Here is a 12,264-nt window from a genome sequence, read left to right on the forward strand (position 1 = left end):
TCATGGTCTTTACCTCTTTCATATTCAGTTTTATAATTTATCACATTTTTATTAAATAAAACAAGTGTGCATATTAGATATCGTACGCTTATCTAATTTACACACTTTATTTTACACTCCCAAACGAAATCCCTTTTTTTTAGTTCCCTTGTAAGGTTTTTTCAATATCCGCAAGTTGTTCTTCTAATTCCTTTATGAAATCTTCTTTATCTGCGATTTCATCTTCCATTTCTTCAATGGCTCTTTCCCCTAATAAACCAACCATCTCATTTTCCATATATTTGATTTGACGCTTTTGTGTTTGAATCAGTTCTAATTTACGTGCACGAGCATCTAACATCTTTCGACGCCACTGTGCATGTTTTTGATCATTGAACTCTTTTAAATCCGCAAAATACGCATCCATTAAAGAACGGAATTCTTGCCAAGCTTGATCTTCTTTATCTTTTCCACAAGATCCGATTGTTTTCCATTCTACTTGTAAGTTCTTCATTGTAGAAGTATGTTCTTTGGTGTATTCTTTTCCTTCCACAATACCCTTTGCTTGAACGATTAACCCCTTCTTTTGTTCATACTTTTCATCTTGTTCACTACGAACACTTGCATAGTACTGTTCTCTTTTATCATAAAAGACTTGGCGATGTTCTTGAAATTCATTCCATAAACGATCATCATGTTCTCTACCAGCATTGCCTGCTTGTTTCCAACGTTCCATTAGATTACGATATTGTTCACTCGTCTCTTTCCAATCTTCACTATTCTTCAAAGCTTGCGCTTCTTGAATTAAATCTTGTTTTGTAGAACGAGCTTCTTCAAACTTCACTTTTCTATTTTCCCAATCTTCACGCTTACGATCATAGAAGGTTTGTCTAGCAGCTTGAAACGCATCCCATAACGCATCATCGCTATCTTTACCAGCACTTCCTGTTGCCTTCCATTGTTGCATAAGTTCATTCATTTCATCACTTGTCGCATTCCAATCAGTAGAAGTCGATAGTTTCACAGCGCGATCCACCAACTCTTGTTTTAATTGTTGATTGTTTTGATATCCCTCATTACGCTTTGCGTAAAAGGTATCCAAACATGCATCGAATTCTTGTTCCAAGGATTCCTCAAACGCAGATTCACCATAAGGAATTCTTTTCCATTTTCTTTTTAAATCGGATATTTGATGAAACACTTCATTCCATGAAGCATCTTCTGGAATCTTCTTTGCCTCTTCTACTAATGCTTGTTTTTGCTCAATCGTATCCTCCATATCGAATACTTCTAATTCATCATCATATTCATTGTACATACATTTACCTCCTCAATGATTTCCATTGCCCTAAAGGCTTACCTTTATATTCTAACGTAAAACAACAAAAATTCCTAGTATACATCCTTGAAATTATGCTTCTTCTACTTTCTTATGAATAAACAAACCATCTCATAGAAAAAAGAGTGCCCTGCACTCTTATACGTTTTCTTTACGAACAACACTTAATTCAATTGTATATGGAATCTGCACGAGTTCAACTCCTGCCGCTCTTAACATGCGTTTACTTGCTATGGTTCCATCGGTACTTGCATATTTATCGGATTCGTATACAATTCTTGAAATCCCACTTTGAATGATTGCTTTCGCACATTCATTACAAGGAAACAAGGATACATATATACTACATCCTTTTAAATTTTGAATACTATTTAATATAGCATTTAATTCTGCGTGTACTACATATGGATATTTTGTATCCGCAAATTCCCCTTCGCGATCCCATGGAAAATCATCATCATCACAGCCATTAGGAAATCCATTATATCCAATGCCTACCACACGATGTTCCTTACTAACAATCACAGCACCCACTTGAGTACTAGGGTCTTTACTACGTCTTGAGCTTAAATGTGCCAACCCCATAAAATACTCATCCCAATTCAATACGTCTTTTCTCTTCATGTTCTCTACTCCATTCTATATTGCTTATTATAGCACTTTTGTAAATAATCTGCGTATTTATTTAATGCAGTATTACGATAAATATTTACAATAGAAGCATCGAATTCTTTATCTAAAGGTTCAATGGTTGTAGTTTTCATACCTAAATAAGTGACTCCTACCAATAGGATTAAGGAAGCACTCATCACATGTTTTTTTAATTGCGCAATTTTTTCTGAGTTTGAATATAGTATTCCTAATACAACGCCACATACAAATCCACCTAAATATGCATGGTAAGAAAGTCCTGGCAACAGAATCAAGGTACTTGCAAAGATTGCTAAACGAAGAAAGGACAGCTTAACAAATGGATGTTTCATCGTACCCTTCAAGACAAGTACCATGAAATACGCACCCAACAATCCAAACACACCAGCTCCCATACCAAGGGCTAAAGCATTTGCTTCTGCTACCAATAAGAACAAATTACCAACAACAATGGAAAGAAGCAGTATGGAAATAAACTGCCATCTTTTGAAACAATGTTCACATACTTTCCCAATCGAATACAACACAAACATATTGATCGCAAGAATGATGGGATCTTGATGTAAGAATCCAGCACTTAATAATCGGAAATATTCATAAGCAGCGACAATATTCATCTTATAAAATGCACCAAACGCCACAAGTGTAGACATTTCTTCTTGAATATAAAAACTAAACGCATAGGATGCTAACGATAAGACAACACAGATTGCCATGACAACATACGTCGTTTTAGGTCTTGTTCTAGCTTGTAATTTCTCATAGAATTTCACTTGCCGTTTGTGTTGCACTTCTTCGATTTCTTTGGTAATACTTACAATTTCTTTTTCATAATCATCACTTTCATGAACGATAGAATCTAGTTCATGAAAGGTGCTTAAGATACTTTCATCAGAGACTCCATTAGGAGTAACTTTGATTTGCGTTAAGAATGTATTTTCAATTGGTGTACATTCTGGATTCGTATTAAATATCATAATCGGTCCTTCTCGTTGAATCAAATCCAAGATGGAACGATGGGCATTTCGAATATATTCACTATCAGCTAAGGTGCTATCATTTGATTTTGAAGAAATACGAATAACGGGATACTTTGTCTGTTGCGCATTCATGAGCCAAATATCTTCCTTGTGTTGTTGCACACGAATTACTTGGTATTCATGTTTTGTCACAAGATAATCAATCACTTGGTACGCAAACATATCATATTTATTGAAATCCACAAAATCACCTCTATTCTTGTCTTAACTCCTTCAACAGTTCTTCAAACTGTTCAGGTAAAGGGGCATTTACAGTTACCTCTTCTTCTGTTACAGGATGTACAAATGTAAGTTGATGCGCATGTAACATTTGTCCTCCGGTCTTTAATGTTTTACGATAACTATACTTCTCATCTCCAACTACAGGATGTCCAATGTACTTCATATGTACACGAATTTGATGTGTTCTACCTGTTTCCAAGCGACATTCTACTAGCGTATATTCTTTGAATCGCTCTATCACTTTGAAATGTGTACGAGCATCTTTTGAGTTATCTCCAGTCACCGTCATCTTTTGACGATCTTTTACATCTCTTCCAATAGGCGCATCAATCGTTCCAAATTCATGTTCAATTACACCATGTACCAATGCATAATACAAACGACTAACCGTCTTTGTTTGTAATTGCTTAGATAATGATGTATGTGCCTTGTCATTCTTTGCGACAATCAATAACCCCGTTGTATCTTTATCAATACGATGTACAATCCCAGGACGTAACACCCCATTGATACCAGATAAATCCTTACAATGGTACAACAATCCATTGACCAATGTACCACTTTGATTTCCATTTGCTGGATGTACAACAACTCCTCTTGGTTTGTTAATAACGATCACATCGTGATCTTCATAACAAATATTCAAATCCATCTCTTCTGGAATTGCTTCCATATCCATAAGATCTTCAAACTCTGCTGTTATTACATCCCCTGGTTTCACTTTATATTTTGCTTTACAAAGTTGTCCATTCACAAAAATAAGTTCATCACTTAACAATTGTTGTACTCTACTTCTTGAAAGATCTTCTTCTTTTTCACTAATATACTTGTCGATACGATCCAGCGTATCTTCACTACTTACTACAATCTCTATTTCTCGCATTTATGATATCCTCCATATGATTCTAAAAATACTGATAAAACAACAATTGCGACTCCTATGCACAAGGACATGTCCGCAACGTTAAATACTGGGAAATCATAATTGAAAATAATGAAATCCAAAAAATCTCGTACATATTGAAACCAAAGACGATCGATAAAATTCCCTAAAGATCCCGCAATCATTAACACAACACCGAGTTTACTCAAACCGTCCGCTTCTTCACTATTGCGATAAAAATAAACCATCGCAATTACGAATACAATCGTAATAATGTAGAAGAAGACCATCTTTCCTTCAAACAAACTCCAAGCAGCTCCTGTATTATGTACATTGGTAATCTTAAAAAATCCTGCAATTACATCAAAACTTTCTCCAAGTGCCATATTGGCATTAATTACAATCTTGCTAATTTGATCCACAATCAAAACCGCAAGAATAAGTAGTATATGTTTTAGTTTCATTCGCACTCACCTTTTATCTATTCTACACATATTCTCTGTTTTATATTACTAGAAACGTAAGATTATGTACCACCTTACCACATGTGTGAAACAATTATAACAAAAAAAACCGCCTATGGCGATTTAATCTTACTTTTTATAGTAGAACTTGGTAATTAGGAAAGTTATAAATTAAGGAGGATGAACATTACGTTCATTCTATTGTATGTTCTTTATAAAAAGTCGGAGGTTTTTGTTAACCTGAATATAGTGTAACATAAGAGAAATAAAGTTTCAATAGTTTTTCATTATTTCGTTATTTATTTTCTGAAAAGTTTTACATTAAGATTGTATACGTTCAAAGATAACATCGAATTGTTGTTGTGTAAATGATTCATACTCACTTACACGAAACATCAGGAAGGTATCCTCATGTTGTATCAAAACCCAATAATCCATCGTATATATTGTATACTCCCCTAGTCGTTCTTCCTGTTGCACATCATCCGTTGTAATCGCATGTACTATAAAATCCTTCCATATAGTATCCTTCACATGAATGACATCATATTCATAAGTCTCTTTTAAACCTTCACAATAAGAATATGACTCATCTTTCATAAATACAGAATCTTCTATATCTACATCGAATCGTATACTTTCATCCAAATTGAAATATGCATTCGGTATCACACTTTCTACATCCTGTATTTCCGCAGTTGTTTCATAGATGTTTGCAGTTGTATACTCTATGACTTGAACACTTGATACTAGAAGTATCGATGCAACAATGAGAGATGCTACTATCGCAATATAATTCTTCTTACAAAGTTTAGAAATAGCTTTATAAAAGAGTATAATTAGACAAACACTCAACAACAAACAAAGAAAGAACCAATACAATTGCATACTCATATTCCAAATCATTAAATTCAATATTAAGAGTACAAATAATAGTATTTGTAAGCTAGAGCGGATTTTAATCCTCCAAAGAGAATATTTCTTTTTCTCATGAATCATCCATCGTATTACAGGATATGCAAAACTCAAAAAGAATGATGGATATAAAAGATATGTTAAAAATCTAAAAACATTACTCATGCTTGTCCAATAGAACACTTCTTTATAGCTATCATTGAATATATCTATAAGTGGAATCGTAAGCCATAACAATCCAAGACATAAGCATAATCCCGCATATTTTAAAGAAGCTTTTTTCATTTCTTTCTTTGTTTCTATACTTTGTTCTCGTATTGGCATATCAATTGGTACATCAGAAACAAAGATTTGCATAGGACCATTGCTCACTAAGAAAACATAGCCATACTCTTCTATAAATGAGCGATACTTTAAAACTTCTTCATTTGCAATATCTGGATACCATACATCATAATTTGATATAAAATCTACATAGAAGTAGTATTCTTTAGGTATACATTCTTCAAAGGTCATGCTTGTTCTTGGAGTAGGCGATATGTTGTTTAACATCCAGCCTTCTTTTGCCATTTCCTTTAAATACTTTTCTAGCGTTCTATATTCAAATAAGAAGAAATATAAGAACTCTTTCTTTGTTTTCATACAATACCCTCCTCTCTCTCTTTCAACTAACACATTTACGACACATCAATATGATCAAATATATAATCTAATTGCAGTGATGAAAATTCTTTATACTGATCAGCAGAAAAAGAAATATAAGTTCCTTGATTCCTAACAAGTACGCAATATTCTTGAACATATACTTTATATTTTCCGATTTCTTTTTCAGATAGTAAGTCTTTTGTTGTCAATAATTGCATAATTAGTTTATGCAATGGCGTATTCTTTACGGTTACAATTTGATAACTAAAATATTCATCTTCATTTTCACTATAGGAGTAATCAACTTCTTTTACAAACTCACTGTTTTGTGTTCTTATATCAACCGTTTGATTTTCATCCCATCCAAGATAATCATATGGTATTACGCTTTTTCCTTCTGTTAGTATATATTCAGAATTATTAAGCATAGAACTTTGAACACTTTTCTCTATGAGTTTATTCCCCCCCATAATCATTCCTACAACCAGCAACGCAATGATCGCTATGCGTTTGTAAGTCTTATCAAAACGCTTTGCAGTATACGTTATACTCATGTTAATAATACTAACCGCAAGGATAATGTATAAAAGTATTAACGCAAACGAAAGATTAAATAAGCCACCTAGCATAAGAACGATTAAACAGCATAATGATAAATTTTGCAAATACGTACGAAGTTGTATTCTCCATAGGCTATATCGTTTCTTTTCATGAATCATCCAAGCAAATACTGGAAAAGAAAAACTGATATACAACAATCCTAAGACACAACGGCTTACATCTAAAACTAAAGTTGCATTATCTACCCAAACATACGCATCCTGATATTTCCCATTTAAAAAACTTGAAATCCCCATAAATATCCATAGGATACCAAAAACCATCCACATTCCAACTTCTTTTATTGATATTTTGCACAGCTCTTTTTTCGTTTCCTCGCTTTGTTCCCGAATTGGAATATCCATCTTTTCTTCACTCATAAACAATTGTAGTGGCCCTTGATTTAGGATAAATGTATATCCATACTCCTCAACCAATGCACGATATTTAAACACTTCTTTATTTTCTACTTGAGGAAACCAGAAGCTATAATTAGATATAAAATCTAAATGAAAATAATATTTCTTGGGTGTACAAGACACAAACGTTAATATCTTCATTTGACCACCTGAGATACGTTCGATCATCCAGCCTTCTTCTGCCATATTCTCCAAATACTCTTGTAGTGCTTGGTGTTCATATAAGAAGAAGTTTAAAGTTTTTCTCTTTGTTTTCATATATTTCCCCTTTACTCTATTTGAAATGCTTTTTCAAATAATGCTGCATTGGTATCATTTAGTATGATATCTCTTGGTAAACTCAGTATCTTGTAATCTTTTACTAAAAGAAGGATTGGTGAAACCATAAACGAATTGTTATATATTTTAACTTCATTTGCACGTTCTATATAAATATCAAAATCATAAGTTGAAGTTTGCTTTTCTGCATCCTTTAGTAACTCATCAAGAACGATATCTTTTAAAAATGAATCTTTGACAACTGTGATGTTATAAGAAAATCGATATTCATCATCGCCAAGATGTCCTTCTTTCTTTGTATAATATTCTTGCGAAATCGTGATTTCTTTCTTTACTAAATAATCGCTCTGTGCTATAAATTTTTGATTTGCCTTGCATTCTACACCATCCAACTGTTGTGCAAGAAACGGAATCTTTTCTTTGGGTAATGTTGTTTCATTGCTCAAGCTATACATACTCCCCATTAGTAATAAAACACCAAACCCTAAAACAGTAGCTAGTAAATACGCATATCGAGGTTGCGTTCTTGGCCTTTTCAAGTAAGTTAAAAGTGAAACAAGAAATACCAGCTGTGCAAATACAAACATAGACATCCATGACTTACTCATAACTCCCAACAAAATACCACTTACTAATTCTCCTAGTAGAACTACACCAAGAAATACGCCTGTACGCATTTTCAACCATAGCAAAGATTTTACAGGCTTTCTTATTATGAGGTAGAGTAAGGCATGAAGTAAACGCCAAACAAAATGGAAAATTAACAAAGAACAAACAAAAGTCATGATAAGTGAGCCTGGTGTTAAATTCACCCATTCGTAATGATACGGAGCTTGATTAGGCCAAATAAGGAGATAGAATATTGTAAGAAGAATACCAATCACATCATTACTAAAAATTTGTTTGCGTAATTTTTTTCGATTTTCCTCATTGTCCTCTATGATATCTATCGCATGTTTATCCTCATGATAGAAATACAACATATCTTGATCACCTGATATATACTGATAACCATAGTCTTTCATGAACACTACATAATCCTGTTCTTCTTTTTCATTGCGCTTTTTTAATACATTTCCATAACAACCAGAAAATACAATACGAAACTTACGAGAACATGGTTCTATTCTACGGAAACAGAAGATACTACCAAACAAAGAAATATGTTGTGTTAACATCCATCCTTTTTCGCACATTTCCTCTAAGTATTGTTCTATACAAGCATACTCTTCCACATGCGTTCTTAAGAATGTGTACTTTGTTTTCATAACAACCCCTCCATCCAAGGTTTCCCTTCTTCCATCATATCCTTTAATCGTTTGTACTCTTCTAAAAGCATACCTTTTCCTTTATCTGTAATTTCATAGGTTCTCTTTCTACCATCTACTTGTGTTTCCACTATCATCTTTTCACTTTCAAACTTAGATAACATGGTATACAACGTTCCAGGTACCAAACGTACTCTTCCTTTCGTAATATCTAAAACAAATTCAGTTATTTCGATACCACATCGAGGAGTTAACAAAGCTACCAAAGTGTAGTACATAGGTTCCGTTAACGTATCTAATTGTTTCCTTGGCACAATCTCACTCCTCTCTAATATCGTTAAACGATATTACCTCTATCTATACTATAATATCGTTTAACGATATTGTCAATATAGATATAAAAAAACTGCATTTCTGCAGTTAATAATCATAAGATGAAATACGTACACGTTCTTTATTTGCATAGCTTGTGGTAATGATGATATTTCCACCTTGTAGTTCATAAATCTTACGTTCTTTTAAACCTTCTAAGAAGTATTTGAAATGATCCCATCCAGTAAAGAAATCACCGTTATATCCATCAATATCGTTCACTACAACTTGTAAGTCAGAACGTGAATATGAGACTGCATCCGAGAAAGATATCTTCACACGATCTTTCATGCTTTCATCATACACATACTCATAAAAATAATCACCATAACTATCCTCCATGCGTATATCTATCATCTCGTTTTCCTTCACATTGAACACTTCACTACGATATCCAAGTTTGTTATTTGATAAGATTTCTTCTGCACGTACGTGATCAAATTGACCAATCTCGAAGATCAATGAGGTAGTACCGATTGCCATCATAACAACACCTATAATAAATGATATAAGAATTTTTTTCATATCGATTACCCCTTTCTCCATAAGACACTATGCAACAAGGATAAAAACGCACCTGTTACAAACAATCCACCGACGACTAAGAAGTAAGCTCCTACAAGAGTAAATCCTTGAATACTCAATACCACCATAGCACCTAGTGCACAACACAATCCAACAATGATACCAATAAAAGGAATCAACAATAAGCAATAGAAGATTCGCATTAAGACACGAAACACACTGGTTACATTCTCTTCTACTCTGCTAGTCCCATATGTTCTTTGACGCATACGATCTTCTCTAGATTCATATCCAGTTCTCTGTTTTCTCTCTTCTTGTTCCTCAAATGAAATATCTTCCTCTTGTACATCTTCGATATCTTCATCTTCATAGAAGTCTTCTCTTTCTTTTCTTTCATGATTTGTATAACTTTGACGATTGTTTTTAGAATGCATGTTATGTCTAGCTTGTTCAAAACTAAAGCTATCTTTAAAATCATCAAACACAGAAGAATCACTGTTAAAATCATTTGGATTACGATATCGATTGATTCGTTTCATCACTACATTTACAATGATCACAATGAAGACTACGACATAGGCAAGCTCGATGACCACTTTCCAAATACCACCAAGTATATGACCAATTCCCAACGGTATGATGTTTCTTAGTAAAGAACCACCCAAGCTTCCTACAAAGCTAAATGGAAGATGCAACACGGATAAGATAATTAAAATTACCAAAATTTCAAAAATCAATCGCACAACATCATCTACTTCCAAAGAAGTAAAGGAACCAATAAAACGTTTAAATCCGTCATATAAATTATCCATAAAACTATTGAATTTACGATCAAAACTTTGATTTGCTCTAGATGTATTGATTTTATATGCATCCAATATTTCATCTACCAATTCATCGATATTTCCAAAATCCTCAATCGCTTCTTCTTCACTTTTTCCATCCTGTACCTTCATTTCAATATGCGTACGATATTCATCAATAATATCTCTACGCTCTGACTCATTAATGAGTTGAAGTTTTCTATCCAATGTACTCAAAAATTCCTCTTTATTCATGTATTTCACTCTCCTTAATAAAAGTATTCACCTGTTCATGGAATGCATTCCATTCTTTTAACAGCTCTTTTGTCCGCTCTTTTCCCATACTTGTAATCTTATAGTATTTTCTAGGCGGTCCTTCTGTTGATTCAATCAGATACGTATCAAAGTAATGTTCATTCGTTAAGCGTTTCAATAAAGGATAAATCGTACCTTCATTGACATCGATAACTTTACTTACCTCAGATACTAGCTCATACCCATACATATCTTTTTTATAGACACTCAAGAGTACGATGAGTTCCAATACACCCTTTTTAAATTGAGTATTCATCAGCACCACCTCCACTACTATAATACATCCAGTACTTTGCATTGTCAAGTACTAAAAAATAAATAATACCTTACATTGCATAGAAGCAACATAAGGTGTCTAAATTATTCTTCAATTTTTTCTATTGTTACACTAGTTCCATTATAAATCGCACCGATTAAATTACCTGAAAACATCGTATATTCCATATCCACTCCGATGATGGCATTACCACCAACACCCAAGGCAGCTAAGACTGCCCGTTTTTTTGCGGCATACCTTGCCTCTTTTAATTTATTGATAAATGCTTCAGATTCTACACCAAAGGTATCCGACCAAGAGGCATCCCAACTACTTAAAAATCCAGTACCTAAAACACTCTCTCCGCTAATTACACCATGATATTTTATAATCCTATAGCCTTCAAAAGTATGCCCAGTTGTCATCATAAACTCATCCAAGTTTTGTTCCATAGCTTTTACTTTTTTTACTGCTTCTGCTTTTCTTATATATTGTTGAAACCATGTATCTACAGCTTCGATTACATGTGGTGGAAATCCTTTTTGTATCATTTCATCATGAGCTAAACTTTTCTTATTTCTCACTTCTTCAAAACTAGCAAACTTACGTCCATTTTCAAATGCCTTTAAACCTTCATAACAATTCGCGCATAAGATGACTCCTTGAAACTCCACCGGATATGTGCCTAACCCCTCTGCTCTTTTACCACATACTTCACATTTCTTCATGATTTTTGTAATCCCCTTTCTTATGGTTTATTGGTACTTCCAAAACCACCATTTCGCACATCACTTACATCATCATCCTCCACGATTCCAAAAGGTAAGAAAATCCCCTGTACCATGGCTTCCCCTTGTAATAACTGTACGCTTTTCCCCTGATTGGAGTCATTGGTTAGTTTTACAAACATATGTCCTTGATTATCTGAATGATAATAGTCACTATCGATAATCCCTGTGGTATTATCAATTTGTAAACGGTACTTAAACCCCAATGAACTTCTTGGGTGAATGGTTAAGACCCATCCTTCTTGTATGTTTACCCGAATGCCTGTTGGAATTTTTATGCTTTGTTTTGGTGGCAAAATAAACTGTACGGGTGTAAAAAAATCATACCCAGCAGAGCCTGTTGTAGCACGTCTTGGTAGTTTGATTTCATCATATATGTTTTGAATTTGTACACTTGTACTTTCTGGAAAACTATCTTTCCAATCTGCTTCGAATTGATGATAGGATACTTTTGAAAACTTTGCGATTTTCTGCATATTGACACTTCCTTTTCGTTACTTA

General features: G+C 33.8%; 14 protein-coding genes. All 14 read right to left on the reverse strand.

Annotation, left to right across the window (positions count from 1 at the left end):
- Positions 1-139 precede the first annotated feature (139 nt).
- A complete protein-coding gene (locus ACWG0P_RS08530) occupies positions 140-1,297 on the reverse strand; it encodes a DUF349 domain-containing protein (RefSeq protein ID WP_455801361.1) in 1,158 nt (385 codons plus the stop codon).
- A gap of 159 nt (positions 1,298-1,456) precedes the next feature.
- Entirely contained in the window at positions 1,457-1,942 is a 486-nt protein-coding gene (locus ACWG0P_RS08535) for a deoxycytidylate deaminase (RefSeq protein WP_455790956.1), read from the reverse strand.
- A 5-nt stretch (positions 1,943-1,947) separates the two neighbouring features.
- A complete protein-coding gene (locus tag ACWG0P_RS08540) occupies positions 1,948-3,192 on the reverse strand; it encodes a rhomboid family intramembrane serine protease (RefSeq protein ID WP_455801362.1) in 1,245 nt (414 codons plus the stop codon).
- Between the two features lie 10 nt (positions 3,193-3,202).
- On the reverse strand, positions 3,203-4,114 hold the full coding sequence (locus ACWG0P_RS08545; RefSeq protein ID WP_455801363.1) for an RluA family pseudouridine synthase: 912 nt from the start codon (positions 4,112-4,114) through the stop codon (positions 3,203-3,205).
- Entirely contained in the window at positions 4,102-4,578 is a 477-nt protein-coding gene (gene lspA / locus ACWG0P_RS08550; protein WP_455790951.1) for a signal peptidase II, read from the reverse strand. The genes ACWG0P_RS08545 and lspA overlap by 13 nt, the downstream gene beginning before the upstream one ends.
- A 321-nt stretch (positions 4,579-4,899) precedes the next feature.
- Positions 4,900-6,135, reverse strand: coding sequence for a DUF2812 domain-containing protein (locus ACWG0P_RS08555; RefSeq protein ID WP_455801364.1), 1,236 nt, complete (start codon positions 6,133-6,135; stop codon positions 4,900-4,902).
- Between the two features lie 35 nt (positions 6,136-6,170).
- A complete protein-coding gene (locus ACWG0P_RS08560) occupies positions 6,171-7,415 on the reverse strand; it encodes a DUF2812 domain-containing protein (RefSeq protein WP_455801365.1) in 1,245 nt (414 codons plus the stop codon).
- Between the two features lie 11 nt (positions 7,416-7,426).
- On the reverse strand, positions 7,427-8,704 hold the full coding sequence (locus ACWG0P_RS08565; protein WP_455801366.1) for a DUF2812 domain-containing protein: 1,278 nt from the start codon (positions 8,702-8,704) through the stop codon (positions 7,427-7,429).
- The gene (locus ACWG0P_RS08570; protein WP_455801367.1) at positions 8,701-9,018 is read right to left on the reverse strand and encodes a PadR family transcriptional regulator; all 318 of its coding nucleotides are present in this window, start codon (positions 9,016-9,018) and stop codon (positions 8,701-8,703) included. The genes ACWG0P_RS08565 and ACWG0P_RS08570 overlap by 4 nt, the downstream gene beginning before the upstream one ends.
- Before the next feature lie 106 nt (positions 9,019-9,124).
- Entirely contained in the window at positions 9,125-9,601 is a 477-nt protein-coding gene (locus tag ACWG0P_RS08575) for a hypothetical protein (RefSeq protein ID WP_455801368.1), read from the reverse strand.
- A 5-nt stretch (positions 9,602-9,606) separates the two neighbouring features.
- Complete coding sequence (locus ACWG0P_RS08580; RefSeq protein ID WP_455801369.1) at positions 9,607-10,659, reverse strand: DUF1700 domain-containing protein; 1,053 nt, start codon at positions 10,657-10,659, stop codon at positions 9,607-9,609.
- A complete protein-coding gene (locus ACWG0P_RS08585) occupies positions 10,652-10,975 on the reverse strand; it encodes a PadR family transcriptional regulator (protein WP_455793092.1) in 324 nt (107 codons plus the stop codon). The genes ACWG0P_RS08580 and ACWG0P_RS08585 overlap by 8 nt, the downstream gene beginning before the upstream one ends.
- 104 nt (positions 10,976-11,079) lie before the next feature.
- Positions 11,080-11,703, reverse strand: coding sequence for a heavy metal-binding domain-containing protein (locus ACWG0P_RS08590; RefSeq protein WP_455801370.1), 624 nt, complete (start codon positions 11,701-11,703; stop codon positions 11,080-11,082).
- A 20-nt stretch (positions 11,704-11,723) separates the two neighbouring features.
- Positions 11,724-12,239 (reverse strand): deoxyuridine 5'-triphosphate nucleotidohydrolase, encoded by a 516-nt coding sequence (locus ACWG0P_RS08595; RefSeq protein WP_455793090.1) that lies wholly within the window; start codon positions 12,237-12,239, stop codon positions 11,724-11,726.
- Positions 12,240-12,264 lie beyond the last annotated feature (25 nt).

This window comes from Amedibacillus sp. YH-ame6 (assembly GCF_053848845.1).

Coding starts and splice junctions, on each gene's coding strand:
- ACWG0P_RS08575 (WP_455801368.1), bottom strand. CDS start 9,601: ATGAAAAAAATTCTTATATCATTTATTATAGGTGTTGTTATGATGGCA.
- ACWG0P_RS08535 (WP_455790956.1), bottom strand. CDS start 1,942: ATGAAGAGAAAAGACGTATTGAATTGGGATGAGTATTTTATGGGGTTG.
- ACWG0P_RS08545 (WP_455801363.1), bottom strand. CDS start 4,114: ATGCGAGAAATAGAGATTGTAGTAAGTAGTGAAGATACGCTGGATCGT.
- ACWG0P_RS08555 (WP_455801364.1), bottom strand. CDS start 6,135: ATGAAAACAAAGAAAGAGTTCTTATATTTCTTCTTATTTGAATATAGA.
- ACWG0P_RS08530 (WP_455801361.1), bottom strand. CDS start 1,297: ATGTACAATGAATATGATGATGAATTAGAAGTATTCGATATGGAGGAT.
- ACWG0P_RS08590 (WP_455801370.1), bottom strand. CDS start 11,703: ATGAAGAAATGTGAAGTATGTGGTAAAAGAGCAGAGGGGTTAGGCACA.
- ACWG0P_RS08560 (WP_455801365.1), bottom strand. CDS start 7,415: ATGAAAACAAAGAGAAAAACTTTAAACTTCTTCTTATATGAACACCAA.
- lspA (WP_455790951.1), bottom strand. CDS start 4,578: ATGAAACTAAAACATATACTACTTATTCTTGCGGTTTTGATTGTGGAT.
- ACWG0P_RS08580 (WP_455801369.1), bottom strand. CDS start 10,659: ATGAATAAAGAGGAATTTTTGAGTACATTGGATAGAAAACTTCAACTC.
- ACWG0P_RS08585 (WP_455793092.1), bottom strand. CDS start 10,975: ATGAATACTCAATTTAAAAAGGGTGTATTGGAACTCATCGTACTCTTG.
- ACWG0P_RS08565 (WP_455801366.1), bottom strand. CDS start 8,704: ATGAAAACAAAGTACACATTCTTAAGAACGCATGTGGAAGAGTATGCT.
- ACWG0P_RS08595 (WP_455793090.1), bottom strand. CDS start 12,239: ATGCAGAAAATCGCAAAGTTTTCAAAAGTATCCTATCATCAATTCGAA.